The sequence below is a fragment of the Pseudomonas sp. JY-Q genome, from assembly GCF_001655295.1.
Classification (GTDB): Bacteria; Pseudomonadota; Gammaproteobacteria; order Pseudomonadales; family Pseudomonadaceae; genus Aquipseudomonas; species Aquipseudomonas alloputida.
Genome location: NZ_CP011525.1, coordinates 1,073,923 through 1,099,489 on the forward strand (window position 1 = coordinate 1,073,923; position 25,567 = coordinate 1,099,489).

Below are 25,567 nucleotides of genomic sequence, written 5' to 3' on the forward strand. Positions count from 1 at the left end.
GATTGATGTGAAAAGCAAATCAATGGGTGCCAGGCGTTCTAACCCGCCAATCTGGATTTCAAGCAGCCATGACCCTCCTGCACAGAAGAACTCTGGTTTTGCATCCCTCTGATCACCCCGTAATATGTGTCGGATAACCTGCGGGGGTAGTCTCACCCTCTGATCAATCGGAATCGCCCCAAGCGGCGCTTTCCTGGCATAAACCTGACGAGGTACAGACATTGGCCATCATTCATCCTAAGGTTCGCGGTTTCATCTGCACCACGACTCACCCGAAGGGCTGCGAGCTCAACGTCCGTGACCAGATCGAAGCCACCCGCAAGCTGGGCGTACGCGAGGATGGCCCGAAGAAGGTCCTGGTCATCGGTGCTTCCAGCGGCTACGGCCTGGCTGCCCGCATCACGGCGGCCTTCGGCTTCAAGGCCGACACCCTGGGCGTATTCTTCGAAAAACCAGGCACCGAGACCAAGGCCGGCACTGCTGGCTGGTACAACGCTGCCGCCTTCGACAAGTTCGCCAAGGCCGAGGGCCTGTACAGCAAGTCGATCAACGGTGACGCCTTCTCTGACGAAGCCCGCGCCAAGGTCATCGAGCTGATCAAGAACGAAATGGGTGGCAAGGTCGACCTGGTCATCTACTCGCTGGCTTCGCCCGTGCGCAAGCTGCCGCAGACCGGTGAAGTCATTCGCTCGGCACTCAAGCCGATCGGCCAGCCATACAAGTCGACCGCCATCGACACCAACAAGGACACCATCATCGAGGCCAGCATCGAGCCGGCCACCGAGCAGGAAATTGCCGATACCGTCACCGTCATGGGTGGCCAGGACTGGCAGCTGTGGATCGATGCGCTGGCTGGCGCCAATGTACTTGCCGAAGGCGCTCGCACCGTGGCCTTCAGCTATATCGGCAGCGATATCACCTGGCCGATCTACTGGCACGGTGCACTGGGCCAGGCCAAGCAGGACCTGGACGAAACTGCCCTGCGTCTGAACCAGAAGCTGGCCGGTGAAGTGAAAGGCGGCGCCAATGTGGCGGTGCTCAAGTCGGTGGTTACCCAGGCCAGCTCGGCCATCCCGGTGATGCCACTGTACCTGTCGATGGTCTTCAAGATCATGCAGGAGAAAGGTGTTCACGAAGGCACCCAGGACCAGCTCGACCGCATGTACCGCGACCGTATGTACCGTACCGACGGTGCGCCGGCAGAGGTCGACGAGAAGGGGCGCCTGCGCCTGGACGACTGGGAACTGCGTGACGACGTGCAAAACGCCTGCAAGGCCCTGTGGCCACAGGTGACCACCAAGAACCTGTTCGAGCTGACTGACTACGCCGGTTACAAGAAGCAGTTCCTCAACCTGTTCGGCTTCGAGCGCGCTGACGTCAACTACGACGAAGACGTGGCCACCGATGTGAAGTTCGACTGCGTCGAGCTGTAATCGGGTAAGCCTGTACCGGCCTCTTCGCGGGCAAGCCCGCTCCCACAGGTTCTCACCCTGTAGGAGCGGGTTCACCCGCGAAGAGGCCAGTACAGGCTACAAAATCTTTGCTAGTTTTGGCGCACAACAACAGGAAATGCGCCATGAGTAGCCTCATCCAACCCGCTACCCCATTTCGCCACCCCGCGGCCGACGGATACAGCCTCGGCGGCTTCTGCTGGCGCCACGCCCAACCTGACCCCCAGCGCCCGCTGGTGATCATCAACGCTGCCACGTCGGTACGCTGCCGCTATTACGCCCGCTTTGCCGACTACCTGTTCGCCCACGGCTGCGATGTGCTGACCTACGACTACCGTGGCATCGGCGAATCCCGGCCGGCGTCGCTGCGTGGTTTCCAGGCCTCCTGGAGCGACTGGGGCCGGCTGGATTTTGAAGCCATGCTGGCGCATGCGGCAGCGCATTTCCCAGATCAGCCGGTGGACGTGGTGGGGCACAGTTTCGGCGGTTGTGCAGTAGGCCTGGCACCGTCGGCTGGCCAGATCCGTCGGGTCGTCATGGTTGGCGCGCAGTTCGCCTACTGGCGCGACTACGCGGCCAACCAGCGCTGGCAGCTGTTCGGCAAGTGGCATGTGGTCATGCCGCTGTTGACCCGGGTATTCGGCTACTTTCCCGGCAAGCGCCTGGGTTGGCTGGAAGACACGCCATCCGGCGTGGTGCACGACTGGACCACGCGTACCCCACGTTATGAGCACCGCCCCAGCGGGCGGGCGTTGGCGGCGCTACCGTTCGCCCAGGTGCGTGCGAAGACGCTGGCCATCAGTCTGACGGACGACCCCTTCGGGACCGTAGCGGCAACCGAGCGTTTGTTGGGTTATCTGCAAAGTGCCGAGCGCCAGCACCTGCGCATTGCGCCTGTGGATATCTCGGTCGAGGAAATTGGCCATTTCGCGTTCTTCCATGACCGGTTTCGCGAAAACCTGTGGCCGGTGGCCTTGCAGTGGTTGCGGCAGGGGAGGCTGGAAGGTGGGGGGCCTGGCACCATTATCGATTGATGGTGGGCGCAGGATCGTGGGGCCGCAAAGCGGCCCCGGCAATATCAAGCCTTGCGCGCAAGCGGCTGCGCAGCAAACTTCACACCCGCCAGACCGTGTTTGATCAGCGCACGGATGTTGCCATGGTCGCTACCCTCAGGCGTGGCCACCACATCACGGTAGTGCTCGCCGAAGGCCAGCAGCGCTTCCTGGTCGCTCAGCCCTTCAAGCAAGGCCAGGCCCAGGGTTTTGCACGAACCTTCGTTCTGCCCTGCCGCATTCTCCACGCCGCCGTTGTCGAAGGCCTGCGGCTGGTAGCTGTAGTTGTCGGCAATGAACGCCAAGGTATCGGCAAATACATGTTGGCCGCTGGCCAGGCTTGCGCGCAGGGTATTCAGGTCAGTCACGAGGTTTTTCCTTTTTCGAACGCCGCTTGTTGTTCGGCGCTGGCTTCTTTCTGGTATTGGGCTTTCCACTCGGCGTAGGGCATGCCGTACACCGCTTCGCGGGCATCATCCAGGCTCAGGTCCAGCTGACGCTCGTCAGCGGCGGCCTTGTACCACTTGGACAGGCAGTTGCGGCAGAAACCGGACAGGTTCATCAGGTCGATGTTCTGTACGTCGGTGCGCTTTTGCAGGTGTTCGACCAGGCGCCGGAACGCGGCGGCCTCGAGCTCGAGCTGTTGTTGTGGGGTCATGGTCTTCTCTCAAGTCATGCGGTTCTTCAGGTGGCGGCCACCGTTGATGACCACCTGGCTGCCGGTGCTGTACTGGCTGGCGAGCAGGTACTTGACGGTCTCGATCAGCGGGCCGGCGCCGGGTTCGAATTCCAGCAGGGCCTTTTTCAGGGTTTGCTGGCGGTAGGCTTCGTCACCCCCTTCCTTGAGGATCAGCAGCCCGGGCAGGATACCGTTCACACGCACCTTGGGCGCATATTTTTCGGCGAATGACAGCACCATGTTCTGCAGTGCGGCCTTGGTGGCGGCGTAGCCGATGTGGCTTTTACTGCCGCGCGAGGAGGTTTCGTCGCAGATGTGAATGATGTCGGCCTTTTCCACCTTGGCCAGCAGGTCGCCCAGGGCCAGGTTGAGGTGGTAGGGCGCTTCGACGTGCAGGCGGAACATGGTCTCGAGGTTGTCGAGGCCGTCGTCGAGCCATAGCGAAGCATTGTGGATGATGGCGCGCAGTCCGTCGTAACGATCGTGCAGGTGATCGATCAGCGCCTGGCGGTCGCCCGCCTGGCACAGGTCGGCCTGAAACTGCACGATGTTGGGGTGGGCTGCCTGCGGCTGAATGCTGCGGCTGGCACTGACCACCGTATGGCCGGCCTGTGCCAGTTCGAGGGCCAGGGCCAGCCCGACACGCTGGCTGGCTCCGGTAACGAGAATGGGGCTGTTCATGTTCGGGGTGGTCAACTTGTCTGTCCTTTGATTGCCACCCAGCATACCCGAACTGTTTACCTGTTGTATGGCCTGGCCTCAGCGGCTGCGCAAGGCGCCAGCAGCGGGCGGGGAGGCCTGTAGCCAACTGGCCAGCAGGCGGGTGGACAGCGGGATGAACAGGTACACCATCACCGGCGTCAGGGCCAGGGTGCTGAGCAGTACCCGGGGCACAAGGTCGAGTGCCGTCAACCAGTGGCCGAACACCAGGTTGAAGGCCAGCGAGACAGGGAAAAACGCCAGCCAGATGGCCACGGCCTGCTTCCAGCGTGGCGGTTTTTGCACCCTGTTGGTGCCGAACCAGTCGTCGATACCGCTAACGCGCGCCTCTTTGGGGCGCTCGAACAGACCGTTGCCGCGTTGTAACCATGCGCGACGCGAGGCGGAGTGCTCCCAGGCATGCAGGGTCGGCTCGTCGCTGAAGCGGAAGATGATCTGAAATTCGTCGCCATCCCGGGGCGGGGCGAGGATGCCCGAGCCGAGGTAGCCAGGGAAGTCGGTGGCCAGTTGTTCGCCTTCGTGCAGCCAGGCCAGCAGGTCCTGGTAGCGGCCATGGGCGGCGCGGCGCGACACCATGAGGGTGACGGGTGGGGTAGACATTGTGTATCTCCTGGCAACGGGGCTGGCGGGTAGCTGGCCCCTTTGGCTGTGTGGCCCGGGGTGGTGGGCGACGCAGTCGTGCATGCAAGAATCGGGCACGCATTATCGCGCAGTTGCGATCTTCGGCAACTTTCAGCTGGCAAACGGTGGCACCAACAGACCGACACAGTCGTAGTAAGCTATGTGCTCAGTTTCTTCGCACTCAGGGTACTTCGTGCACATGAACGAACAGGGACGTAAACCGGTGATCGATGCGAGTTTCGAGCAGCAGGAGCTGTTTCCGATTCGTGAAGTGTCACGCTTGACCGGTGTCAACGCCGTGACCCTTCGTGCCTGGGAACGCCGTTATGGGCTGATCCAGCCCATCCGTACCGACAGTGGTCACCGCCTGTATTCCCAGGCTGATATCGATGAAATCCGCCGTATCCTCGGGTGGCTGGAGCGTGGCGTGGCGGTCAGCAAGGTGGGCAGCATTCTCGCTCGCGGCCATGCCCTCTCCGGGCAGGCTGGCGGCGCGGTGGACCCCTGCTTGCGCTGGCAAAACCAGATTCGCCTGGCGGTACAGCACTTCGACGTGGCGGGCCTGGATCGCCTTTATGACGAGGTGTTCGCGGCCAGCACCCTGGACCAGGTTTTCGCCAATGTGTTCATGCCGGTGTGGCATGACATGGTAGTCCGGCAAGGCGGTTATGGGCAGGCCAGCGAATGGCTGTTCTATGATCAGTTCCTGCGCGGTCGGGTTTTCGCCCGCTTGCAGCTGGCCCGTGTGCCGAGTAGCCGCACCGTGCTGGTGGCGCCATTGCCGGGGCAGTGCCATGAGCTTGAGTTACTGGTAACCAGTCTGATCCTGGGTAGCGATGAAATACGCGTGATCCCGCTGGCGAACGGGCAGCCGCTGCAAGAGCTTGCGCTGGTCTGCGAACGGCTGAAGCCGGACGCCTTGGTGCTGTTTTCCCATCCGTCGCCCACAGTAGAACTCACCCGGCACCTCAAGCGCCTGGCGTCGATGCTGGAATGCCCGTTGTTACTGGCCGGTGAGGCGGCGGAAGCGGTACAGGACAGCCTGGCTGGCAGCCCTGTAGCCTGCCTGGGCGCGCAGGGCAGTGTGATGCGCCAGCGCTTGCGGCAGTTTCTGGCCCGTCAGCTCGATACTTGAGTGTGCAGCTCGGGGTGGGCGTGGCGGTGGGCCTGGAGGATGTAGTCGCGCAGGCGTTCGATTTCTTCGGCTGGGCTTTGGCCGAGGTCGTAGGCAGCCAGGTCCGTGCCGATGCGCCGGCCCAACACACCATGCAGTTCGATCGGGGTGATGCCGCCCGGGGCGAAGCGCAGCTCGAAGCGGGCGGGTGCTGTTGGCAAATCACGGACTTCCAGCAGCACGCCTTTGAAGGAAATCTCGCGTACCCACAGGCCGCTTGCCTTGTCATGGGCGTCGAGCAGAACGCTCGGCTGGTCCAGCGACAAGCGCCATGGGCGCAGCATGGGGCCGTCTTCGTAGATTTCCGGTGAACCCAGCTGCAGGTGCAGGGCGTGGAACTCGTCTTCTACCAGCTGCAGCGGGAAACTGATCTGCTGGTTGTTGAACTGGGCCTGCAAGGTCACCTGCTCGTTAGCCACCAACCGCGTAAGCAAGCTTTGAATGCGGCGGTCGCCATTGACCAGCAGGCTCGACATGGTGTCAGCCAGGTTCAGTTGTGGCGAATGCTGCATGTTCTGTATGAAATCCAGCTCGTCCTGGGTCAGGAGCGCGTCTGCTTGCATGATCGAACTCGGTGGTGGCGATTTCTTCAACGGAATTGACCGTGCGTGGCGGACTTGGTTCAGGCGCGTTCGTCGGGTTTCGGACGAGCGCGCAGTTCCGCCAGCTCCCGTTCCAGTTCGACCTGGCGGCTGACGTCCTTCTGGATGCCGATGAAGTAGGTGCGCTGGTCGAAGTCGCTCTTCACCGGCGTGATCGACAGCTCGTTCCAGAAGGCGCTGCCATCCTTGCGATAGTTGCGCAGCACTTCGCGGCAGGGGCGGCCTTCGGCCATGGCCTTGCGGATGCGTGCGCGGCCGAGCTGGTCACGGTCGTCAGCCTGCAGGAACCGGCAATCCTGATAGAGAATCTCGTCACGGCTGTAGCCAGTGAGGCATTCGAAAGCGGCGTTCACGTAGATCAGGATAGTGTCGTCGCCTTCCTTTTCGGCAACCACGATGCCGTCATTGGACGCATCGACCATCGATTGCAGCAATTGCGCGTTGATCATGTCCGGGCCATAGGTGAAGGAAAACGGAAGATGGCGACTTTGGTAACGGCGGCCTTTTGCCAGCGTTGAATGCTAGTATCCTACGTTTTCACTCAGTTTCGGAATCCTCTACCCGATGAAAGTCGCCATTATTTCCGGCTCGGTCTATGGCACCGCCGAAGAAGTCGCCCGTCACGCTGAATCGCTACTCAAGGCGGCGGGTTTCGAGGCCTGGCATGCTGCGCGTGCCACCCTTCAGGATCTTCAGGGTTTTGCCCCCGACGCCTTGTTGGCCGTGACCTCGACCACCGGTATGGGTGAGTTGCCGGACAACCTCATGCCGCTGTACAGCACACTTCGTGACACACTGCCCGCGGCCTGGCGCGGTCTGCCTGGTGCGGTGATCGCGCTGGGCGACTCCAGTTATGGCGATACCTATTGCGGGGGTGGCGAGCAGATGCGTGAGCTGTTCGCCGAGCTGGGCGTGCGCGAGGTGCAGCCAATGCTGCGCCTGGATGCGAGCGAGACCGTGACCCCGGAGGCGGATGCCGAGCCTTGGCTGGCTGAGTTGGCGAGCGCACTGAACGCCTGACCCGGCATCTGCGCAGGCGTGTTAGCCATGGGGCTCGCGCAACAAGGCCAACCACGCCTGCGCCGCCCGTGACAGGTAGGCGCCGCGTCGCCAGATAAACGCGATATCCCAACGCAAATCCTCCTGCGCATTCAACGGCACACGCACCACCCCGGGGCGCTCCAGCGCTTTTGCCACCACCCGGGGCAGCATCACCACGCCCTGGCCCGCTGCCACCAGCGCCGCCAAAAAATCCGCTTGGCCGCTGCGCCCGCCTTCCTTGGGGGTGAAGCCCTGCTGCTGGCACGCCTTCAGCAGCCGGTCGTTGAGCACGAAACTGCGCTGGTAGAGCAGGAACGGTGTATCGGCCAGTTGCCTCAGGCCCACGGCGTCCAGGCCCGCCAGGGCATGGCCCGCCGGCAGCAAGGCATCCAGCGGTTCGTTGCAGAAGGGCTGGTAGTCGAATGCCTCGTCGGTGGGCGTCAAGCAGCCGCCCAATTCCAGTTCGCCACTTCTGACGGCCTGTTCGACGTTGCGGCTGCCGCCTTCAAGCAGCTGGATGGCGATGTTCGGATGGCGCCGCCGGTACTCGGCGAACAAGCCGGCGAACAACGTGTCGCTGCCAAGCATCGGCAAGCCCAGGCGTAGTTCGCCACGCTCCATCTGGCTGAGATCGTCCAGCTCGTTGAGCAGCGCCTGGCGCTGGCGCAGCAGGGCTTCGCCACGCTCCAGCACGATGCGCCCGGCAGCGGTCAGGTGCAGGTGCGACGCCTGGCGCTCCAGCAGCGGCTGGCCCACATCTTGCTCAAGCTGGGCCACCTGCTTGCTCACGGCCGACTGGCTGATGTGCAGGGTCTGTGCCGCCTGGGTAAAACCGCCGCGGTGGACCACTTCGATAAAGCTGCGCAGTTGTTTGAATTCCATTGCTTCGATTCCATTCTGGAATGGCAGGCAGTCTAACAATTCGCTTCTGGCCTAGGCAGCCAAATCTTAAAATGAGGGCCTGTCGAGGAACCCCGCCATGAAACCTGCATCATTGAAAAAAGCCCTGCGCCTGCTCGTCGAGCTGGCGGTTCTCTGTACCCTGTTCCTGCTCGGTGGCCAGATTGCCAGTTGGCTGGGCTGGCCGATCCCCGGCGGTGTGATGGGCCTGGCACTGCTGTTGATACTGTTCGCTTCGAGTGTGCTCAAACCGGCCACGCTGCAATTGGGGGCCGGCTGGCTGATGGCTGAGATGCTGTTGTTCTTCATCCCGGCGCTGATGAGCCTGCTCGACTATGGCGCATTGATCCGTGAAGAGGGCTGGCGCATCTTGCTGGTGATTGCCGTGAGCACGCTGATGGTGATGGTAGTGACCGCCATGACCGTGGAGCTGGTGTGCCGCTGGAGGCTGCGCCGTGAGCCTTGAACCCATGCCGCTGTTCTGGTTGGCCTTGACCTTGCTGGCTTACCTGGGTAGCCGTTGGTTGTACCGGCGTAGCAAGCGCTACCTGCTGTCGCCGTTGATCCTGGTACCGGTGTTGCTGCTGGCTGTGGCCGTGCCGCTGCATACGGCCTATGCCGAGTATGCGCGCAACACCCACTGGTTGATGGGCGTGCTCGGCCCGGTGACCGTAGCCTTCGCAGTGCCGATCTGGCAGCAGCGGGCCATGCTGGCGCGCCATTGGCCGGCCCTGATGGTGGGCATGGTAGCCGGCAGCAGTGCCTCGATCGCCAGCTCCTGGGGGCTGGCGCACCTGTTGGCGCTGGACAGCGCAACCAGCCTGTCGCTGGTGCCGCGCTCGATCACCACGCCCTTTGCCATGCCGCTGGCCCATGACTTGGGTGGGGTGCCAGAACTGACAGCGGTGTTCGTGATGTTCACCGGCGTGCTCGGTGCCATGTTCGGCGGTGTGCTGTTGCGTTGGTTGCCGCTGCGCACGCCGTTGGCACGGGGGGCCCTGTTCGGTGTTGGCGCGCATGGTGCCGGGGTCAGCCGGGCGCAGGAAGTGGGCCGTGAGGAAGGCTCGGTGGCCGGCCTGGTGATGGTCCTGACCGGGCTGCTCAACCTGTTCGCGGCGCCGTTGTTGGCCTTGCTGCTCTGACCGTTCGTGCCACTGACTCGCTCAGTCATCAAGCTGGCTGGCAACGCAAGTTCCAGCCAATGGGCTGCTGGCTAGACTTTGCCTCGACATAGAGAGCACATGTAAGTGCCGAGGTGACATGCAATGAACGCAGCCTTGCCCTATTCCGCCAACACCACTACACCGGGACCCATCTGATGCCTATGGCCGAGATTCCATTGTGCGTCTGGCGTACCCGGTCACAGCGTTTCATGTTCCGGGGCCAGAGCATCCGCTACTGGACCGCAGGGCAAGGAGAGCCTCTGCTTCTGTTACACGGTTTCCCCACCGCCAGTTGGGACTGGCACTACCTGTGGGGCCCTCTGAGCCAACGTTTCCGGGTGATCGCTTGCGACATGCTTGGCTTTGGTGATTCGGACAAGCCCGTCGATCACACTTACAGCCTGATGGAGCAAGCAGACCTGCAGCAGGCATTGCTTGCCCATCTGCAGGTCGCGCAGCCCGTGCACCTGTTGGCCCACGACTACGGCGGCAGCGTGGCTCAGGAACTGCTGGCGCGACACCATGAGCAGCGTGCCGACATTGCCAGTTGCGTGTTCCTCAACAGCGGGCTGTTCCCCGAAAGCTGCCGCATGCTACTGATCCAGAAGCTGCTGCTCAGCCGGTTTGGCTGGCTGGTCGGGCGCTCGTTCGGGCGTGACGACCTGGTGCGTAACGTGATTCAGGTCTACGGCCCCTGCACCCATCCCAGTGAAAGCGCGCTGGATGATTTCTGGAGCCTGATCGCTGCCAACCGGGGCACGCGCATCCTGCACAAGCTGGTGGGCTACATGCCGGAGCGCAGGTTGCACCGCGAACGCTGGGTCGGGGCGATGCAACGTAAAGGCGTGCCGCTGCGCTTGATCAATGGCGTGGTCGACCCGCTTTCCGGCGCGCACATGCTTGAGCGCTACCGGCAACTGGTGCCGGAGCCGGACACTGTGCAGTTACTGGGCATTGGCCATTACCCGCATACCGAAGCGCCAGTGCAGGTGCTGCGCCACTACCTGGCCTTTCGTGAGCAGCCGCTGAGCTTCTACCCGCCGAAAGTGGCGTGGTCATGACGAGGTTTCAGCGCCGATGAGGTCGGGCGCCATCCGGGCGGCGCCCGATCTCAACGGCGCTGAAAGTCTTGACGGTCACCTGACCGCCAGGATGCATTTTCAGATTTCAAAAAAAAGGCCGCTGCAAGCCGCAGCGGCCAATCGAGACGTCAGATCAAGGAGCTTCAAAATCTACGTCGGTGAACCTCGCAGGCTTGAAAGGCGGGGGGGAGAGCCCTTCAAGCCGGCCAGTGAGTCAAGAATAAGCGCTTGATCCGTTAGGAAAAATAGCGTCTGTCGACATTCACCTTTACGTTTCAGGCAACAGTGCCAAGTGCGGGGTAAGCTTCCCTGCGCTACTGCCTTTATCATCCGTTCACTCTGCTGCCTCCTTGTATTTTGGAGCGCAGTTCATGTCTTTCGATTTCAATCTCGGCAGCCCCGATTTCGGTGAAGGGTGCCCAGGTGCACGCTCTGTGAAAGAACAGGTGAAGGCCATGATGGCCCACGCCCAGGAGCTGCAACAGCTGATGGCTGCGGTTGCGCAATTGGGCAGCCTGATACCGGAGGCGCATCGACAACAGTTCACCGAGCAGAAGCGTTTGCCGTTGGCGGTTGTCGAGTCGCTTGTGCCGCAAAGGCAGGCGGTTCTTGACCAGTGGTGGGAGCAACAGTCCATATTAAGTTTGAAACCACTTACCCTGGCGTCCCATTTGATCCAGCTGATGTTTGCTGAAACGCGTCTCAAGGCCCTTAGGTTCAAGGCCTGGGAAGCCGGTATCGAGGCCCTTGAGCAGGACGGGGACGTAAACAAGCATGAGGTGTACCTGGTTGCCGGAGATTTGCGTTTTCGTTTGCCGGGCGTCGTCGCCAGCCGTCATGACCTCGAACAGAACCCGGACGCACCTGCGGATTTTCTGATTTACAGCTTGGCCAGCGGTTGCTGGTTCGACACTGAACGCGCGCGCGCAGCCAGCGCACTCGCCCCAGCCTTTGCTGAAGGCAGCCCGTTGCGTTGGCTGTTGTCTTCGCAAGAGCGGGCGGCGTTGTCTACAGAGGGTTTGACACTCGATTTCGTGCCGCTGCAAGTACCACTTCACAGGTATTTCATCCGTGATCTGCGGGCTATCCAGCTTAAGGCCACCCAGCGCAGCCTGCGGATCAAGGTCGATGACGCGCGGCGTCTGGCCCAGCTCGACAGTGCGGCTCGGCTTGAGCCTCTGGTGGCTGCGCTGCAGAAACGTGCGACGCGGCATGTGCGAGCGTACCGCACCAGCCTGCTGCCCGAATGGCGGCGATTCATGCAGGGCGAGGAACTGCAAGCCTATCGACAACTGGAAGATGACCTGCAGGTGAAGGAGCAGCGTTGCACCGAGCGTCTGGCGCAATGGCGCGACCTGCGCAGCTTCGCCAAGAAACAGGTCAAGCAAGCCCTTGGCCTGGATATCGACCCCGAGCAGGTACGCGTGTGTGTCAGTCACGTCGATGACCCTGAGCAGGTGATGAAACACACCCTGCTCGATTGGGCGTTGAGTGGTGGCTACAGCGGGGGCCAGCTCAAGGTCGAAGTCCTGGGGGAGCGGCACCGTTCATTGTTGGGGAGTACCTCTATCCAGAGCGTGATCGAAAAACTGGATTTGCGCGTGAACTACGTCAAACAGATCCGTACGCTCTATGACGACGCTTTGACCATGGCCGCACTGTGCGAGGTGCTTGATGCGCGGCTGGCGCTGGCCAATCAGGCCGCTCGTCATCAAGGGTTTCACCCGGCTGGGTTCGATCTGCTGCACCACGCACGCCAGGGGAACATGCAGGCCAATGCCATCAGCGCCGGCCTGGTTTGCCTCAATGGTGCGCAAACGCCCTTGAAGGATCTGCTGTGTCTGGTGCAGGGCGATCAGTACTTGCTCTACGCCCCTGGAGCACCCGGAGGCGATTTTCATCTTTTCGATTCACTCCAGGAAATGGCGCTCGAAATCGGTAGCTGGACCTTGTGGCCGGTAGGCAGTGAGTACCTGCTGGGGCAATGCTCGCGGGCCCAGCATGATTCGCTCAAGCGCCATTTGCGCAAGGTCGAGATGCTACCCACCGACTGGACCATGCACAGCGTGACGCTCGCGCCGATCAAGTCGCAGCAGTGGCCGGCTGTGCTCAAAGCTCTGGCCAGGCGCAAGATCATTGCCCTGATCGAGGATCAACAGGCCACCACGCCAAGCTGGTTCATCAACGCCAGTCGTGCCGAGCAGCAGGCACTGGTTGATATCGATCAACTGCTCAAGCTGGCGCAGGCCAGGTATCAGTCGCTGATGAAGATGCCGAGCTTTCGCACCTTCGCCCATCGACAGGTGACGGAAAAGATCAACTCATACCCGGGCAATCGCGGCGGCCCAATCAACCCGGATCAGGTATTGATAACGCTGGAAGAGGATGCCATTCGCACACTGACACAGACTGTCATCAAAGGTTATCCCACGTATTACAATTTCTCCGACTTTGCCCGCATCACCTCGGCTACCGGTCAGGATATCTCGCACCTGAGCCCGGCGCTGCTGGGGAGCTACATTCGTGCTGCCGACCTGGGCACCAAGTACATCGAAGAAGTGAAAGCGCAGTTACTCGACCGCTCCAGGCCGGAATATGAAAGGCTCAGGCAGTGTTATCGCACGCTCTTTGCTTTGAAGATCAGGCGTGCCGTGCTCAGCGAGAAACTTCAGGGAAGCTTGTCGGGCCGCCATGCGCAGTGGCTGGAATCGGTGATCGACACTTTTTCGGGGACCTCGATCGACGCGACGTGCAACCTTTATCCGTTGTGGATGGACGATTGCCCTGTTCAAGGTGCCTACCTGCTGAAGCATGCTCGTGACCGCGAGCTTGAGCCCTTGGTCTATCTGCCAGAAATCGAGCAAGGCCCCACGCTGCGGACCCTCAGCGAGCTGGCAAGGACTTGGCGTGAGCACGACTTGGCAGGTTATTGCCAAGACCGCGTGCCGTTATCGAACCAGTCGCGCTTGAACGCATGGATCGAAGAGCAACTGCGCGCCGGGGATGGCATTGAGCTGGTGCTGGACGCCGTTGCCCGAGGCAGGGGCGTGCGGCCGCCGATAGGGGAGACCGGGCGTATCGGGGATCCTGTCCAGGACCTGGAGAAACGTATCAGGCGGATGATCAACGAAGCCGCTGAAGACAGCGCCGACGCTGCCGAGCGTATTTCGGCCGTGGTGGTGGAGTGGGGGATCGTACTGGCCGGCATCCTCACCGTGCCGTTTCCGCCGGCGGCTATGGCCGTCGGGCTGTTCTGTGCGGCCAGGTCCTTTGTCACCGGGGCCATCGCGTGGAGCGATGGCGACCGTTCCGCCGCCTTGCTGTCGTTCGCGGCGGGGGTTGCAGGAACGGTGGCCTCCACGGGGGTTTTGGCGCGGCTGTTCGGTGCCGCGCAGAAATACATCACCGTACTTTCTCGTGCAGAGGTGTCGCAGCCCACGGCCTTCTCGCGTGTGATCGGGCGGCTATGCGATGACTACGGCGATTTGGTGAGCGAGGTGGCACCCGCCCTTTATGACGGCTTCTCTCAGGAACTGCTCTGGCTCGTCGAGGAGGAAACACAAGACGTCGAAGCGCAGTGTGGGTTGCCCGCGTAACCCATGCGCCAGCTCACGGTTCGTGCGGCCGTGAGCAGGCGCTGCGCCGCCGGCCCATGTTCATCGGCATGGAAGATCGACGTCGGCCCGACCACAGTCATCACCGCCGCAATCTGCCCCAGGGCGTTGAATACTGGCGCCGACAGCGCATCCACCCCCGGCATCAGCAGGCCATGCACATGGTGCAGGCCCTGTTCGCGGATGCCGGCCAGCAGTGTGTCGTAGTCACTGGCGGTTTGTTGCAAAGCGGCCAGTTCCCTGTCGCGCAGCTCCTGGGTTTCTCGCTCGGGCAGGTAGGCGGCGAATACCAGCCCGGTGGACGAGCTGAGCAACGGCAGCACCGAACCGATCTGGGTCACCACGGTGACTGCGCGCACGGCAGGTTCGATGCTTACCACCGTGGCCCCCTGGTTGCCCCACACAGCGATGAAGCAGCTTTCGTTGAGCTCATCTCGCAACTGCGACAACGGCATTGCCGCCACCTTCAGCACATCGATGCTGCCCAGCGCCGCCAGCCCCACCCGCAATGCCTCGCGCCCCAGCCCGTAATGGTTGGTGGCCGCATCCTGTTCGGCAAAACCACTCGCAATCAGTGCCTGCAGGTAGCGATGCACTTTGCTTGCAGGCATCTGCACGTGCTCGGCCAGGCGTGATAGTGAAGTCGAGGGTGAGAGTTCGGCGAGGGCCTTGAGGATGTCGGTGCCGACTTCCGCCGAGCGGACCTTCTGCTTGCCGGTGTCGGTGGGGGAGCTGGCTTTGGCCATGGGAGGGGAGGTTCCGGGTTTATCGTGTCGCCTTTATAGCTTGACGCCTTGAGCGGAGCAAATTACGTTATTCGTAATCTGATTACGATAAAAACAAAATCCGGAGGCATCGATGAACCGCGACACGTCGCCCGACCTTCACTACCTGAGCGGCTTCGGCAACGAATTCGCCAGCGAAGCATTGCCCGGGGCGCTGCCTGTCGGGCAGAACTCCCCGCAGAAGGCCCCGTATGGCCTGTATGCCGAGCTGCTGTCGGGCACGGCGTTCACCATGGCCCGTAGCGAGTTGCGCCGTACCTGGCTGTACCGCATTCGTCCCTCTGCCTTGCACCCACGCTTCGAGCGCCTGGCGCGCCAGCCGCTCGGCGGGCCACTGGGTGGCATCAACCCCAACCGCCTGCGCTGGAGCCCGCAGCCGATTCCTGCTGAACCGACCGATTTCATCGAAGGTTGGCTGCCCATGGCTGCCAACGCCGCAGCGGAAAAACCGGCTGGCGTGAGCATCTACATCTACTGCGCCAACCGTTCCATGGAACGGGTGTTCTTCAACGCGGACGGTGAGCTACTGCTGGTGCCGGAACAGGGCCGCCTGCGCATCGCCACCGAACTGGGCGTGATGGAGGTCGAACCGCTGGAAATTGCGGTGATCCCACGTGGCATGAAGTTCCGCGTCGAACTGCTCGACGGCCAGGCCCGTGGCTATATCGCGGAAAACCACGGTGCGCCGCTGCGCCTGCCGGACCTGGGCCCGATCGGCAGCAACGGCCTGGCCAACCCCCGTGACTTCCTCACGCCCGTGGCCCACTACGAAGAAGCCGAAGGCCCGGTGCAACTGGTACAGAAGTTCCTGGGTGAACACTGGGCCTGCGAGCTGCAGCACTCACCATTGGACGTTGTGGCCTGGCATGGCAGCAACGTGCCGTACAAGTATGACCTGCGCCGCTTCAACACCATCGGCACGGTCAGCTTCGACCACCCGGACCCCTCGATTTTCACCGTGCTCACCTCGCCAACCAGCGTGCATGGCATGGCCAACATGGACTTCGTGATTTTCCCGCCACGCTGGATGGTGGCCGAGAACACCTTCCGTCCGCCATGGTTCCACCGCAACCTGATGAACGAGTTCATGGGCCTGATCAATGGCGCCTACGACGCCAAGGCCGAGGGCTTCCTGCCGGGGGGGGCCTCGTTGCACGGGGTGATGAGTGCCCATGGCCCCGACGCTGAAACCTGTGAAAAGGCCATTGCCGCTGACCTCGCACCGCACAAGATCGACAACACCATGGCCTTCATGTTCGAGACCAGCCAGGTGTTGCGCCCGAGCCTGCAAGCCCTTGAATGCCCGCAATTGCAGGCCGACTACGATAGTTGCTGGGCGACCTTGCCGAGCACCTTCAACCCGAACCGGAGATAACCCATGAACCACACTGCCAATGCCCGTAGTTGGGTCGAGCACGCCAACGGGCACAGCGACTTCCCGCTGCAGAACCTGCCCTTGGGCATCTTCAGCCGGCCGGGTGAAGCCAGGCGCTGTGGCGTGGCGATCGGCGACGCGATCCTCGACCTGGAGGCGGTGCTGGCCGCCGGCCTGTTCGACGGGGCGGCCAAGGCCGCCGTTGAAGCCACCCGCGGCGGGGCTTTGAACGCCTTCTTCGCTTTGGGCCGCAATGCCCGCGTAGCCCTGCGCGAGCGTTTGCAGGTGCTGCTCGATGAGCACAGCGAACACCAGGCGGCCTTGAAGCCGGCGTTGTTCCCGGCCAGTGACTGCCAGCTGCACGTGCCGGCGCAGATCGGTGACTACACCGATTTCTACGTAGGCATCGAGCATGCGAAGAATGTGGGCAAACTGTTCCGCCCCGACAACCCACTGCTGCCCAACTACAAGTACGTGCCGATCGGTTATCACGGCCGCGCCTCCACCATCCGGCCGTCCGGCACCGACGTGCGCCGGCCCAAGGGCCAAACCCTGCCGGCCGGGCATACCGAGCCGAGCTTCGGCCCTTGCGCTCGTCTGGACTACGAACTGGAACTGGGTATCTGGATTGGCCAGGGCAATGACATGGGCCAGGCAATTCCAGTAGGCGATGCCGCCGAGCACGTAGCCGGCCTGTGCCTGCTCAACGATTGGTCGGCGCGCGATATCCAGGCTTGGGAATACCAGCCACTGGGGCCGTTCCTGTCCAAGAGCTTCATCACCACCATTTCGCCTTGGGTGGTCACCGCCGAAGCGTTGGAGCCGTTCCGCTGTGCTCAGCCGGCACGCCCCGAAGGTGACCCGCAGCCGCTGTCGTACCTGCTGGACAAGCGCGACCAGGCCAGTGGTGCATTTGATATCGAACTCGAAGTGCTGCTGCTGACCGAGCGCATGCGTGAGCAGGGCATTGCCCCGCACCGCCTGACCCTGAGCAACACCCGCAGCATGTACTGGACCGTGGCGCAGCTGGTGGCGCATCACAGCGTCAACGGCTGCCAGCTGCAGCCGGGTGACCTGTTCGGTTCGGGCACGCTGTCGGGCGCCACGCCGGGATCGTTCGGTAGCCTGCTGGAGATCACCGAAGGCGGCAAACTGCCGGTCGAGCTGGCCAGCGGCGAGGTGCGCAAATTCCTCGAAGACGGCGACGAAATCATCCTGCGTGCCCGCTGCACACGTGACGGCGTAGCCAGCATCGGTTTCGGTGAATGCCGCGGCACGGTCATCGCAGCCAACTGAGGAGGCAGGGGTATGGAGCTGTACACCTATTACCGTTCCACCTCGTCCTACCGGGTGCGCATTGCCCTGGCACTGAAGGGGCTGGCTTACCAGTCCCTGCCGGTCAACCTGCTGCAGGGTGAGCAGCGCGGCGAGGGCTATGTAGCCGTCAACCCGCAGGGCCGCGTACCGGCCTTGCGCACCGACGGTGGTGAGGTGCTGGTGCAGTCGCCGGCGATCATCGAGTACCTGGAAGAGGTTTATCCACAGCCTGCGTTGCTGCCGGCCACCGCCGAGGCACGGGCCAAGGTACGTGGGGTGGCGGCCATCATTGGTTGCGACATTCATCCGCTGCACAACGTCAGTGTGCTCAACCGGCTGCGCCAGGCCGGTCAGGATGAGGGGCAGGTCAACCAGTGGATCGGCCACTGGATCAGCCAAGGGCTCGCGGCAGTGGAGCAACTCATTGGCGATCACGGTTTCTGCTTTGGCGACACGCCAGGGCTGGCGGATGTGTACCTGATCCCGCAGTTGTACGCGGCCGAACGCTTCAACATCGACCTCGACAGCTTCCCGCGCATCCTGCGGGTTGCCGCACTGGCGGCCGCGCACCCGGCGTTCGCCAAGGCCCACCCCGCCCAGCAGCCGGACAGCCCGGCTCAGTGAAGTGAACGGTTCGTCGCCGGAAGCTTGCCGATTCGCTCGGACAGCTTCAGGCGCTGGACCGGGTCTTCCGTCAGCAGTAACGCATGCTCCAGGTCGAAGCGCTCGGCCTGTGGGCAATCCAGATGATGGTAGAGCGAGGCGCGGGTCATGTAGTCGCTCACCTGCACCGGGCCCAACTGCATGATGCGCTCTGCGTCGATCAACGCCGCCAGGTGGTTGTCGTTACTGATGTGCAGTTGGCGCAGATTGCGTGACAGGCGTTGCAGCATCTGCAGCGGGCTGGCGCTGCGCAGGTGCTCGGCGGTCAGCGCCAGGTGCGGGCCGAACTGGCGCGCCAGCAATTCGCGGCAGTCGCTGGGGTACAGGCGCCGGCCGCCGCAGGGATCGAGCAGGTGGTCGGCACCCGGCACGCGCAGCAGGAAATGGCCAGGGAAGCCCACACCCTCCAGCGGTATGGACAGGCGCCTGGCCAGTTCCAACGCGAGGATGGCCAGGGTCAGTGGTTGGCCGCGGCGGCGCTGCAGTACCTTGTCCATCATCGCCGCATGGGGGCGCAAGGGGTAATATTCATCCTGCTGAAAGCCCAGCGCATTGAGCTGGCGCAGCAGTGGCTGGGCCAGTTCGCATAGTGGAAGCATCGGCAGGTTGGCGCTTATCTCGCGCTGCAGGTCGTGCAGCGCAGCAAGGCTGGCCGCGGGCTCGACACCCGGGTCGTGCTCGGCAGCAATCCACAATGCGGCTTCCAGCAGGTCGACAGGCTCGCGTTCCAGGCAGGCCAGGCAGGCTTGACGTGGCTTCATGGGGCATCTCCACACACGTTTGAGTATTAGCCGTGGCGCGTGGTTTCGTCCAGTGGTCCGGCGGCGGCGTCAAGGCTGAGGCCGTGCCTATACTGGAAGGAGCACCTCGTAGGGGAGCCAGTCGATGTTCGCGCTGATGCAAAGCACCCGTACCCAGTCACTGCACCTGTTCAATGACCCGCCTACGGGCCTGAAAGCCGTTGTGGCAATCCACAGTGAGCATTTGGGCCCGGCCATGGGGGGGTGCCGCTACCTGCCTTACGCCGATGACGAAAGCGCCATGACCGACGCGATTCGCCTGGCCCAGGGCATGAGCTACAAGGCAGCACTGGCCGGCTTACCGATGGGGGGTGGCAAAGCGGTGATCATGCGCAACCCGCATGTGGAAAACCGCGCCGCGCTGTTCGAGGCCTTTGGCCGCTTCATCGATACCTTGCATGGGCGCTTCATCATCGCCGTGGACAGTGGCACCTCGACCTTGGACATGGACTGCATTGCCCACAGCACGCCCTACGTGACCAGCACCACTGCATCGGGCGACCCATCGCCACATGCGGCGATGGGGGTGTTCGCGGGCATACGTGCCACAACCTCGTTCCGGCTGGGCAGCGATGACCTGAGAGGCTTGCGGGTAGCGGTGCAGGGGTTGGGCAATGTCGGTTATGCACTGGCGGAGCAATTGCATGCGGTGGGCGCGGAGCTGCTGGTCAGCGACCTGGACCCGGGGCGGGTGCGGCTGGCGATGGAGCAGTTCGATGCCAAACCGGTGACCAACGATGCGTTGATCAGTACCCCTTGCGATATCTTTGCACCCTGCGGCGTGGGCCCGGTACTGAACGGGCAGAGCGTGATGCAACTGCGTTGTGCGGCAGTGGCGGGGGCGGCCAACAACCAGCTGACGACCTTGCAGGTGGCAGACCAGCTGGAGTCGCGCGGCATATTGTATGCACCTGACTACGTGATCAATGCCGGTGGGCTGATCTATGTGGCACTCACCCACCGTGGCGAAGACCAAGGCACCATTACTGCGCACCTGGCGCGGATTCCTTCACGGCTGACCGAAGTGTTTGGCCATGCGCAGGCGGAGAAGCGTTCGCCGGCAAGGGTGGCGCAGATGTTGGCGGAGCGGTTGTTGTATGGCTGAAGGTTGCTGATGGCGTTGTTGCCCACTTCGCCGGTAAACCCGCACACCTCGGGCGATATCACTCGGCAGCAGTACCCTCAAGCAATTCGGCCAACGCATCCGGCTGGCTTTTGAACGCCCGGGCGAACACATCGCGGTTCTTCGCCATGTAGATACCGGCTTCCTCGACCTGCTGCTCGGTCAGCGACGGCACCGCCTTGTGCAGCACTTCGGCCAGGCGCTCGGCCAGTTCGAGCATTTTGTCGTGACGGTCTGCTTCGGCCTTATCCATGAACAAGCGCTCCGGGTCGCGGCTGCTGCGGTACACCACTTCGACGGCCATTCATCACCTCTATGCCTTTTTGCTGGTTGTGTTGCGGTTTACTGTATCTATATACAGTAATGGCAATGCTGGTTGGTTCGCAAGCAGAAATTGTAGCGTGGCACAGACCGAGCGCTACGCGCGCACCTTTGCCAGGAACAATTGGTTCGAAACAGATGTAGGAGCGGGCTTGCCCGCGAATGCGGTGGCGGCTGCGACGGTGAATGACCGGGAGATATTGGCCGGCAGGTCCGGCCTATTCGCGGGTAAACCCGCTCCTACAATGGTGCGCCGCGCGGGCGGGGCTCGATCTCACAGGCGCTGAAACTGCTGCGGCAAACACATAGAGGCCTTCATCCAACCTGAAGCGAAATCCTCATTGCTTCATGCCCAACTCGGCATCATCCATCAGCGCCTTGGCCATGGCACTCAGATAATGGGCGGCCCATATCATCATGGGCTTCTCCTCCATCAGGCCAGTGATGGTCAATTCACGCACATAGCCCATCAATTCCGACGACTGCTCGCGGGCGTCCCTGCAGGGGATGCCGGGCTCGATGCGGAACAGTGGATGGGTGCTGTTTTCGCCTTGATAGAAAGTGGTCTTGCCGACGGTGAATTGGGTGTCTTCTGTTGTCATTGTTCAATCCCCTGAAGTTTCTCGAGTGCCTGGCCGCCCGTTTCACGGGCGAGCCCGCGAAGAGGCCGGCCCTCCCGGCACATTAACCAGCCTTAGTGCGAAGTCCTGGGCTCAGCGTGCATCTGCACCTGAACCAGTGCCGACTCAAGCAGAGCCCGCAGCGCCTCCAGCTCATGCATCGAGGTCATCATCAGGATCGAAACCGGTGACTTGGGCTGAAGCAGCAACGCCTGATGCACCACGGTGGCTGCGCACAACGCGTAGTCGGTGGCCTGGATCAGGGTGTCTTCGAGGGAATGGGGGTTATGGGGTGGATCGGAAATACTTTCAGCATGGTGAAGGCCTGTTCAAAGTTGGGGCCACCACCTCCTGCTGTCAAACAATGAGGCGGCAGCTGTACATGGGTTGACAGACCGGTGAACAGAACCAAAAGCCGGCGCACACGAGGTGCCCCATGACAGCTGCCATAAAGGCAAAGCCATGTGGTTAGTTCAGGGCGGCCTGTCAAAGCCGGTCGCTGATTGGCAGCGACGACCCCAGACTAGTGCGCATGCCCGAACGCCACAATGGCAGGGAGTATCTTTGGGAAATGCCCTACAAGGAAGGGGTTAAATCTGATTTTTCCCCAAGCACGGCGTGCTTTTTTGCAATGCGCCACGCCTCAAGGTGCCTTGCGGCAATCGGTCGCCTTCCAAGACAGGGGCTTGGCCCTTTAACTGCATGGCACAAGCGTCACATCAGCGACGCATCATCCTTAAAGACGTATCGGGGAATGGAACATCGTGAACATCAAATGGGCAGAAAAACTGCGCAAGGGCCTGCACGGCTCGGCCGACTCGCTGGGCAACCTGTGCGTCGAGGCGTTCCATTACCTGGCGCTGTTCGGCATTGGCGCGATCACCGCCTACGCGGCGGTGGTGACGTTCCTGGACATGCTGGGCAAGGGCGGGATCAGTGTCGATGACATCCTGCTGTTGTTCATCTACCTGGAGCTGGGGGCGATGGTGGGGATCTACTTCAAGACCAACCACATGCCGATCCGCTTCCTGCTGTACGTGGCAATCACCGCGCTCACTCGCCTGCTGATCGGCGATGTTTCGCATCACAAGGCACCGGATGAAGGGCTGCTGTACCTGTGCGGCGGCATCCTGCTGCTGGCGTTCTCGATCCTGGTGGTGCGCTACGCTTCGTACCGCTACCCCTCGACCAAGGTGCTGGACGCCAACGGCAAGGCAGTGGAGGAGGGCAAGTAGCCCTCAGTTGGCAATGAAATGGCGCGGCTCGTGGCGGGCGTCACGGGTCAGCGCGGCCAGCACTTGCAGGGGGTTCTGGCTGAGTTCGATCGCAAGGCCCAGGCGGATGCTGTCGATCACCCGTTGCAGGCGCACCGGGTCGTTGCGTTGGGCCGGGGTGATGAGGCGCTTGGCGACCACGCCGGCGTCGTCGGACAGGGTCAGCATGATGCTGCCGTCGAGGTTTGCAATGCTCAGGTTCACCCGGTATTCGGGGGCGAATGCAGCACTGATTCGTTCGAATGGGTTGTTCATGGTCTTGCTTCTGCGGTGAGTGATGCAGAGGTTGACCGGGACGTTCGCACGTTGGTTCAGCGCCATTGATCGGCACAAACGAAAACGCCCGGCTCAAGGCCGGGCGTTTTGCATTGCCGATCAGGCGTCCGGGTCACTCAGTTCCAAGGCGCCGCGCTTGCTGCGCAGCTTGCCGTAGAAGTGCTCCAGCGCGTGATTGAGCTTGGTGGCGGCACCGTCGACTGCCTGGTCCAGCGAACTGGCGGTGTGGGTCACGGAAATCGGTTGGTGGCCTTTCGGGCGAGCCTCCATCTGGCAGCGTTTGTCATGCGGTCCGGGCTTGACGCCGTTCTCGTCGCGCAGGTGAACCTCGATGCGGGTGAGGTCTTCTTCGTAACGTTCCAGCGAGTTCTGCAGTGTGCTGCGGACCCACTGGTCGAGCCGGGCGTTACCGTCGAAATCGTTGCTGCTGTTGACCTGGATTTGCATGATTCAATCCTTATTCAGCTTGCTCGCATGGAGACGCGCCTAGGCCCTTGAGACCCTTGGAATTTCTGCGCCTCTTGACTCTAAGGTCAGGCAACTGCGGAATGAATTCAAGCCCTTTTTGAAAATAAATTTCTTGTTGCAAATGGGCTTACCGTGACGCGTGGCTCGTACGGCCAAATGGGTAGCGGGGGCTGGGCTTTGCTTATGAGAATTGAAATCATTATTATTGCAGCCCCAAGAACGCCCGGACCTCGCCATGACGCGCAAAACCGCCGGCCTCCCGCTCAGCTATCGCCTGGCCGTGACATCCCGTAGCCTGGCCGCGCTGCTGGGCGGCTATCTGCTGGCGTCCCTCGCGAGCGTCTGTATTGCCTTGCTGGCGCCACTGCCCAAGGTCGATGCCACGCTCACCGGCCTGCTGCTGTCGTTCGTCTTCTACCTGCTGGCGTTCATCTGGTGTTTCGCCTGCCGCAGCGCCTGGCGTGCCTGGTTGGGCGTATTGGCGCCAAGCCTGCTGCTGGGCGTGATCAGCGGCGTTGCCTACTGGATGAAAAACGCATGAAAGAAGGCTTCCGCCAGGCCATGGCCTGGCTGCACACCTGGACCGGCCTGATCTTCGGCTGGCTGTTGTTCGCCATCTTCCTTACCGGCACGCTGTCGTACTTCAAGGAAGAAATCACTCATTGGTCGCAGCCTGAAGTGCGCAGCCATGCCCTGGACCCGATCAATAGCCTGGCAGTCGCTCAACGTTACCTGCAGGACAATGCAGGGCATTCGAGTACCTGGTTCATTCGCATGCCGAACGAACGGGAGGCCGCCTTGAGTGTGGGCTACCGCGACCCCAGTGGCGGCCCGCGTGGCTTTGTCAGGAAAACCCTCGATACCCAGACCGGCCAGCCGGTGGACGCACGTGACAGCCGCGGTGGTGAGTTCTTCTACCGCTTCCACTTCCAGCTTCAGATGCCTTACCCGGTTGGCCGTTGGCTCTCGACGTTCTGCGCTTTCATCATGCTGCTGGGGTTGGTCACCGGCATCATTACCCACAAGAAGATCTTCAAGGAGTTTTTCACCTTCCGCCCTGGCAAGGGGCAGCGTTCCTGGCTGGACGGGCACAATGCCATCGGCGTGCTGGTGCTGCCGTTCCACTTGATGATCAGCTACAGCAGCCTGGTGCTGTTCATGTACATGGTGATGCCGGCGGGCATCATGGCCAGCTACGGCAATGACACCGACAAGTACTTCAACGACCTGTTTGGCCGCAACGATGCGCCCAAGGCGGCCCAAGTGGCCACGCCGCTGGTAGCGTTGCCGAGCCTGTACGCCAAGGTGCAGGCGCTGCAGCCGGGGGCGCGTGTTGGCAGCATCCAGGTGCAAAACCCGGGCGACAGCAATGCCCGCGTCACCTTCACCCAATCGGCAGCCGACCACGTGGCTTATCGGCGTAGCGCCAACTGGACATTCGATGGGGCCAGTGGTGCGCTGTTGAGCCAGGGCAAGCCGGAGAGCGGTTTAATGATGACCGCCTTCAGTTTCGCCGGCCTGCACATGGGTAACTTTGCCGGGCCTTGGCTGCGCTGGCTGTATTTCTTCTTTGGTGTGGCCGGTACGGCGGTGATTGGTACCGGGTTGGTGATGTGGTTGGGCAAGCGCCAGCTCAAGCACGCCAAGAGCGGAGCTGTGCCAGGGGAGCTGCGCCTGGTCGAAGTGCTCAATATGACCAGCATGAGTGGCTTGTTGCTGGCGGTGGCGAGCTTCTTCTGGGCCAACCGCCTGGTGCCCATGGCTGTCGAAGGCCGGGCCGACTGGGAGGTCAATGCTTTCTTCATCGCCTGGGGCCTGTCGCTGGTGCACGCCGTGCTGCGTAGCGGGCGCAAGGCCTGGGGCGAGCAACTGGCGCTGGGCGCGCTGGCCTTCGCGCTGCTGCCGTTGCTCAATGGCCTGACGACTGACCGGGGCTTGAACCATTCGGTACTGGAGGGTGACTGGGCCATGGCCGGCTTCGATCTGACAGCCTTGGGGACTGGCCTGTTTCTGGCCTGGCTGGCCCACAAGATGCTGGCCAGCCCAACCCCCGTAGCCAAGCGCGCGGCGCGTGCGACAAAAAAGTCGAGCATTGAAACGGTGGAGGTGAGCTGATGCTGGGTAACGCACTGATTGCCTTTGCGGGCTTCGTTGCCCTGTGCCTGGCGATGGAAAAGCACTTCAGCGACTTGCTCGGGCGTAAGCCGAGCCCCAGGCACTTGCTCCTGTTACGTGTTGCAGGTTGGCTGCTGCTGATGCTGTCGCTGGTGCTCAGCGTGTACCTGCGTGGCTGGGCCCTCGGCCTGGTGGAGTGGACCGCAGTGATGATGGCCGGGGTAACACTGTGGGTGTTCGGCCTGCCGTACCAGCCTCGTCTGCTGCTGGGCCTGGCTGCCGTCAGCGTGGTGCTGGGCCCCATGCTGGCCGTATCTGCTGCGTGATCCCT

At 62.2% G+C, this 25,567-nt stretch carries 30 protein-coding genes; 16 read left to right on the top strand and 14 right to left on the bottom strand.

Annotation, left to right across the window (positions count from 1 at the left end; all coding sequences use genetic code 11):
- Positions 1-221: 221 nt before the first annotated feature.
- Both fabV and AA098_RS04730 read left to right on the top strand, forming a co-directional pair.
- A complete protein-coding gene (gene fabV / locus AA098_RS04725; RefSeq protein ID WP_064613900.1) occupies positions 222-1,433 on the top strand; it encodes an enoyl-ACP reductase FabV in 1,212 nt (403 codons plus the stop codon).
- A 143-nt stretch (positions 1,434-1,576) separates the two neighbouring features.
- The gene (locus AA098_RS04730; RefSeq protein ID WP_003251644.1) at positions 1,577-2,485 is read left to right on the top strand and encodes an alpha/beta fold hydrolase; all 909 of its coding nucleotides are present in this window, start codon (positions 1,577-1,579) and stop codon (positions 2,483-2,485) included.
- Between the two features lie 44 nt (positions 2,486-2,529).
- Here AA098_RS04730 and AA098_RS04735 read toward each other — a convergent pair whose 3' ends face one another.
- The 4 genes from AA098_RS04735 to AA098_RS04750 are packed head-to-tail and all read right to left on the bottom strand — an operon-like array spanning position 2,530 to position 4,502.
- Positions 2,530-2,871 carry a HopJ type III effector protein gene (locus AA098_RS04735; RefSeq protein ID WP_019752535.1) on the bottom strand — a complete coding sequence of 114 codons (342 nt, stop codon included), beginning with the start codon at positions 2,869-2,871 and terminating at the stop codon, positions 2,530-2,532.
- Entirely contained in the window at positions 2,868-3,161 is a 294-nt protein-coding gene (locus AA098_RS04740; protein ID WP_003251648.1) for a DUF1244 domain-containing protein, read from the bottom strand. The genes AA098_RS04735 and AA098_RS04740 overlap by 4 nt, the downstream gene beginning before the upstream one ends.
- A 9-nt stretch (positions 3,162-3,170) precedes the next feature.
- Entirely contained in the window at positions 3,171-3,908 is a 738-nt protein-coding gene (gene folM, locus AA098_RS04745) for a dihydromonapterin reductase (RefSeq protein ID WP_003251650.1), read from the bottom strand.
- A gap of 33 nt (positions 3,909-3,941) precedes the next feature.
- The gene (locus AA098_RS04750; protein WP_003251651.1) at positions 3,942-4,502 is read right to left on the bottom strand and encodes a hypothetical protein; all 561 of its coding nucleotides are present in this window, start codon (positions 4,500-4,502) and stop codon (positions 3,942-3,944) included.
- A gap of 220 nt (positions 4,503-4,722) precedes the next feature.
- Between AA098_RS04750 and AA098_RS04755 the strand changes: the two genes are divergently transcribed.
- Positions 4,723-5,658, top strand: a complete 936-nt coding sequence (locus AA098_RS04755; RefSeq protein ID WP_003251652.1) for a MerR family transcriptional regulator — start codon at positions 4,723-4,725, stop codon at positions 5,656-5,658.
- On the opposite strand, the gene AA098_RS04760 is transcribed toward AA098_RS04755, so the two are convergent.
- A complete protein-coding gene (locus AA098_RS04760; RefSeq protein WP_019752533.1) occupies positions 5,643-6,260 on the bottom strand; it encodes a hypothetical protein in 618 nt (205 codons plus the stop codon). The two genes, AA098_RS04755 and AA098_RS04760, sit on opposite strands and share 16 nt — an antisense overlap.
- 59 nt (positions 6,261-6,319) lie before the next feature.
- A complete protein-coding gene (locus AA098_RS04765; protein WP_003251655.1) occupies positions 6,320-6,748 on the bottom strand; it encodes a PAS sensor domain-containing protein in 429 nt (142 codons plus the stop codon).
- A 115-nt stretch (positions 6,749-6,863) separates the two neighbouring features.
- On the opposite strand from AA098_RS04765, the gene AA098_RS04770 reads away from it, so the two are divergent.
- Positions 6,864-7,319 carry a flavodoxin gene (locus tag AA098_RS04770; protein WP_003251656.1) on the top strand — a complete coding sequence of 152 codons (456 nt, stop codon included), beginning with the start codon at positions 6,864-6,866 and terminating at the stop codon, positions 7,317-7,319.
- Between the two features lie 21 nt (positions 7,320-7,340).
- On the opposite strand, the gene AA098_RS04775 is transcribed toward AA098_RS04770, so the two are convergent.
- Complete coding sequence (locus AA098_RS04775) at positions 7,341-8,222, bottom strand: LysR family transcriptional regulator (RefSeq protein WP_003251658.1); 882 nt, start codon at positions 8,220-8,222, stop codon at positions 7,341-7,343.
- A 97-nt stretch (positions 8,223-8,319) separates the two neighbouring features.
- Between AA098_RS04775 and AA098_RS04780 the strand changes: the two genes are divergently transcribed.
- From AA098_RS04780 to AA098_RS04795, 4 genes are all read left to right on the top strand, one after another.
- Positions 8,320-8,706: a CidA/LrgA family protein gene (locus AA098_RS04780; protein ID WP_064613901.1), complete on the top strand. Its 387-nt coding sequence runs from the start codon at positions 8,320-8,322 to the stop codon at positions 8,704-8,706.
- On the top strand, positions 8,696-9,382 hold the full coding sequence (locus tag AA098_RS04785) for an LrgB family protein (RefSeq protein ID WP_003251661.1): 687 nt from the start codon (positions 8,696-8,698) through the stop codon (positions 9,380-9,382). The genes AA098_RS04780 and AA098_RS04785 overlap by 11 nt, the downstream gene beginning before the upstream one ends.
- Before the next feature lie 176 nt (positions 9,383-9,558).
- Complete coding sequence (locus AA098_RS04790) at positions 9,559-10,464, top strand: alpha/beta fold hydrolase (RefSeq protein WP_003251664.1); 906 nt, start codon at positions 9,559-9,561, stop codon at positions 10,462-10,464.
- A 392-nt stretch (positions 10,465-10,856) separates the two neighbouring features.
- The gene (locus AA098_RS04795) at positions 10,857-14,081 is read left to right on the top strand and encodes a DUF6543 domain-containing protein (protein WP_064613902.1); all 3,225 of its coding nucleotides are present in this window, start codon (positions 10,857-10,859) and stop codon (positions 14,079-14,081) included.
- On the opposite strand, the gene AA098_RS04800 is transcribed toward AA098_RS04795, so the two are convergent.
- Positions 14,012-14,845, bottom strand: a complete 834-nt coding sequence (locus AA098_RS04800) for an IclR family transcriptional regulator (protein WP_003251668.1) — start codon at positions 14,843-14,845, stop codon at positions 14,012-14,014. The two genes, AA098_RS04795 and AA098_RS04800, sit on opposite strands and share 70 nt — an antisense overlap.
- A 112-nt stretch (positions 14,846-14,957) precedes the next feature.
- Between AA098_RS04800 and hmgA the strand changes: the two genes are divergently transcribed.
- Genes hmgA through maiA form a run of 3 tightly spaced genes read left to right on the top strand, consistent with a single transcriptional unit; the run spans position 14,958 to position 18,200 of the window.
- Positions 14,958-16,259, top strand: coding sequence for a homogentisate 1,2-dioxygenase (gene hmgA, locus AA098_RS04805; protein ID WP_003251670.1), 1,302 nt, complete (start codon positions 14,958-14,960; stop codon positions 16,257-16,259).
- 3 nt (positions 16,260-16,262) lie between these two features.
- Positions 16,263-17,555: a fumarylacetoacetase gene (gene fahA, locus AA098_RS04810; protein ID WP_003251672.1), complete on the top strand. Its 1,293-nt coding sequence runs from the start codon at positions 16,263-16,265 to the stop codon at positions 17,553-17,555.
- A gap of 12 nt (positions 17,556-17,567) precedes the next feature.
- Complete coding sequence (gene maiA, locus AA098_RS04815) at positions 17,568-18,200, top strand: maleylacetoacetate isomerase (protein WP_003251674.1); 633 nt, start codon at positions 17,568-17,570, stop codon at positions 18,198-18,200.
- Here maiA and AA098_RS04820 read toward each other — a convergent pair.
- Positions 18,194-19,000: a SirB1 family protein gene (locus AA098_RS04820; RefSeq protein WP_064613903.1), complete on the bottom strand. Its 807-nt coding sequence runs from the start codon at positions 18,998-19,000 to the stop codon at positions 18,194-18,196. The genes maiA and AA098_RS04820 overlap by 7 nt on opposite strands.
- 124 nt (positions 19,001-19,124) lie before the next feature.
- Between AA098_RS04820 and AA098_RS04825 the strand changes: the two genes are divergently transcribed.
- Positions 19,125-20,144 (top strand): Glu/Leu/Phe/Val dehydrogenase dimerization domain-containing protein, encoded by a 1,020-nt coding sequence (locus tag AA098_RS04825; RefSeq protein WP_003251677.1) that lies wholly within the window; start codon positions 19,125-19,127, stop codon positions 20,142-20,144.
- A gap of 58 nt (positions 20,145-20,202) precedes the next feature.
- Here the strand turns inward: AA098_RS04825 and AA098_RS04830 are convergent, their stop codons facing one another.
- The 3 genes from AA098_RS04830 to AA098_RS29705 form a co-directional block, all read right to left on the bottom strand.
- Positions 20,203-20,466 (bottom strand): YebG family protein, encoded by a 264-nt coding sequence (locus AA098_RS04830; RefSeq protein WP_003251679.1) that lies wholly within the window; start codon positions 20,464-20,466, stop codon positions 20,203-20,205.
- A gap of 355 nt (positions 20,467-20,821) precedes the next feature.
- Positions 20,822-21,085 carry a DUF3077 domain-containing protein gene (locus tag AA098_RS04835; protein WP_003251681.1) on the bottom strand — a complete coding sequence of 88 codons (264 nt, stop codon included), beginning with the start codon at positions 21,083-21,085 and terminating at the stop codon, positions 20,822-20,824.
- A 92-nt stretch (positions 21,086-21,177) separates the two neighbouring features.
- Positions 21,178-21,408: a hypothetical protein gene (locus AA098_RS29705; protein ID WP_064613904.1), complete on the bottom strand. Its 231-nt coding sequence runs from the start codon at positions 21,406-21,408 to the stop codon at positions 21,178-21,180.
- Between the two features lie 459 nt (positions 21,409-21,867).
- On the opposite strand from AA098_RS29705, the gene AA098_RS04845 reads away from it, so the two are divergent.
- Entirely contained in the window at positions 21,868-22,338 is a 471-nt protein-coding gene (locus AA098_RS04845) for a phosphate-starvation-inducible protein PsiE (protein WP_003251685.1), read from the top strand.
- A 3-nt stretch (positions 22,339-22,341) separates the two neighbouring features.
- On the opposite strand, the gene AA098_RS04850 is transcribed toward AA098_RS04845, so the two are convergent.
- Positions 22,342-22,632, bottom strand: a complete 291-nt coding sequence (locus AA098_RS04850; protein ID WP_003251688.1) for a DUF3509 domain-containing protein — start codon at positions 22,630-22,632, stop codon at positions 22,342-22,344.
- Positions 22,633-22,752: 120 nt separating this feature from the next.
- Complete coding sequence (locus tag AA098_RS04855; RefSeq protein WP_014592331.1) at positions 22,753-23,100, bottom strand: HPF/RaiA family ribosome-associated protein; 348 nt, start codon at positions 23,098-23,100, stop codon at positions 22,753-22,755.
- Between the two features lie 256 nt (positions 23,101-23,356).
- Between AA098_RS04855 and AA098_RS04860 the strand changes: the two genes are divergently transcribed.
- The 3 genes from AA098_RS04860 to AA098_RS04870 are packed head-to-tail and all read left to right on the top strand — an operon-like array spanning position 23,357 to position 25,562.
- Entirely contained in the window at positions 23,357-23,662 is a 306-nt protein-coding gene (locus AA098_RS04860; RefSeq protein ID WP_003251691.1) for a DUF3649 domain-containing protein, read from the top strand.
- Positions 23,659-25,236, top strand: coding sequence for a PepSY domain-containing protein (locus AA098_RS04865; protein WP_064613905.1), 1,578 nt, complete (start codon positions 23,659-23,661; stop codon positions 25,234-25,236). The genes AA098_RS04860 and AA098_RS04865 overlap by 4 nt, the downstream gene beginning before the upstream one ends.
- Complete coding sequence (locus AA098_RS04870) at positions 25,236-25,562, top strand: DUF3325 domain-containing protein (protein ID WP_004575362.1); 327 nt, start codon at positions 25,236-25,238, stop codon at positions 25,560-25,562. The genes AA098_RS04865 and AA098_RS04870 overlap by 1 nt, the downstream gene beginning before the upstream one ends.
- Positions 25,563-25,567: the final 5 nt, after the last annotated feature.

Bases quoted from the DNA above. Each gene is read 5' to 3' on its own strand.
- AA098_RS04730 (WP_003251644.1), top strand. From the start codon at position 1,577: ATGAGTAGCCTCATCCAACCCGCTACCCCATTTCGCCACCCCGCGGCC.
- AA098_RS04740 (WP_003251648.1), bottom strand. From the start codon at position 3,161: ATGACCCCACAACAACAGCTCGAGCTCGAGGCCGCCGCGTTCCGGCGC.
- folM (WP_003251650.1), bottom strand. From the start codon at position 3,908: ATGCTGGGTGGCAATCAAAGGACAGACAAGTTGACCACCCCGAACATG.
- AA098_RS04750 (WP_003251651.1), bottom strand. From the start codon at position 4,502: ATGTCTACCCCACCCGTCACCCTCATGGTGTCGCGCCGCGCCGCCCAT.
- AA098_RS04755 (WP_003251652.1), top strand. From the start codon at position 4,723: ATGAACGAACAGGGACGTAAACCGGTGATCGATGCGAGTTTCGAGCAG.
- AA098_RS04760 (WP_019752533.1), bottom strand. From the start codon at position 6,260: ATGCAAGCAGACGCGCTCCTGACCCAGGACGAGCTGGATTTCATACAG.
- AA098_RS04765 (WP_003251655.1), bottom strand. From the start codon at position 6,748: ATGATCAACGCGCAATTGCTGCAATCGATGGTCGATGCGTCCAATGAC.
- AA098_RS04770 (WP_003251656.1), top strand. From the start codon at position 6,864: ATGAAAGTCGCCATTATTTCCGGCTCGGTCTATGGCACCGCCGAAGAA.
- AA098_RS04775 (WP_003251658.1), bottom strand. From the start codon at position 8,222: ATGGAATTCAAACAACTGCGCAGCTTTATCGAAGTGGTCCACCGCGGC.
- AA098_RS04780 (WP_064613901.1), top strand. From the start codon at position 8,320: ATGAAACCTGCATCATTGAAAAAAGCCCTGCGCCTGCTCGTCGAGCTG.
- AA098_RS04790 (WP_003251664.1), top strand. From the start codon at position 9,559: ATGCCTATGGCCGAGATTCCATTGTGCGTCTGGCGTACCCGGTCACAG.
- AA098_RS04795 (WP_064613902.1), top strand. From the start codon at position 10,857: ATGTCTTTCGATTTCAATCTCGGCAGCCCCGATTTCGGTGAAGGGTGC.
- AA098_RS04800 (WP_003251668.1), bottom strand. From the start codon at position 14,845: ATGGCCAAAGCCAGCTCCCCCACCGACACCGGCAAGCAGAAGGTCCGC.
- hmgA (WP_003251670.1), top strand. From the start codon at position 14,958: ATGAACCGCGACACGTCGCCCGACCTTCACTACCTGAGCGGCTTCGGC.
- fahA (WP_003251672.1), top strand. From the start codon at position 16,263: ATGAACCACACTGCCAATGCCCGTAGTTGGGTCGAGCACGCCAACGGG.
- maiA (WP_003251674.1), top strand. From the start codon at position 17,568: ATGGAGCTGTACACCTATTACCGTTCCACCTCGTCCTACCGGGTGCGC.
- AA098_RS04820 (WP_064613903.1), bottom strand. From the start codon at position 19,000: ATGAAGCCACGTCAAGCCTGCCTGGCCTGCCTGGAACGCGAGCCTGTC.
- AA098_RS04825 (WP_003251677.1), top strand. From the start codon at position 19,125: ATGTTCGCGCTGATGCAAAGCACCCGTACCCAGTCACTGCACCTGTTC.
- AA098_RS04830 (WP_003251679.1), bottom strand. From the start codon at position 20,466: ATGGCCGTCGAAGTGGTGTACCGCAGCAGCCGCGACCCGGAGCGCTTG.
- AA098_RS04835 (WP_003251681.1), bottom strand. From the start codon at position 21,085: ATGACAACAGAAGACACCCAATTCACCGTCGGCAAGACCACTTTCTAT.
- AA098_RS04850 (WP_003251688.1), bottom strand. From the start codon at position 22,632: ATGAACAACCCATTCGAACGAATCAGTGCTGCATTCGCCCCCGAATAC.
- AA098_RS04855 (WP_014592331.1), bottom strand. From the start codon at position 23,100: ATGCAAATCCAGGTCAACAGCAGCAACGATTTCGACGGTAACGCCCGG.
- AA098_RS04860 (WP_003251691.1), top strand. From the start codon at position 23,357: ATGACGCGCAAAACCGCCGGCCTCCCGCTCAGCTATCGCCTGGCCGTG.
- AA098_RS04865 (WP_064613905.1), top strand. From the start codon at position 23,659: ATGAAAGAAGGCTTCCGCCAGGCCATGGCCTGGCTGCACACCTGGACC.
- AA098_RS04870 (WP_004575362.1), top strand. From the start codon at position 25,236: ATGCTGGGTAACGCACTGATTGCCTTTGCGGGCTTCGTTGCCCTGTGC.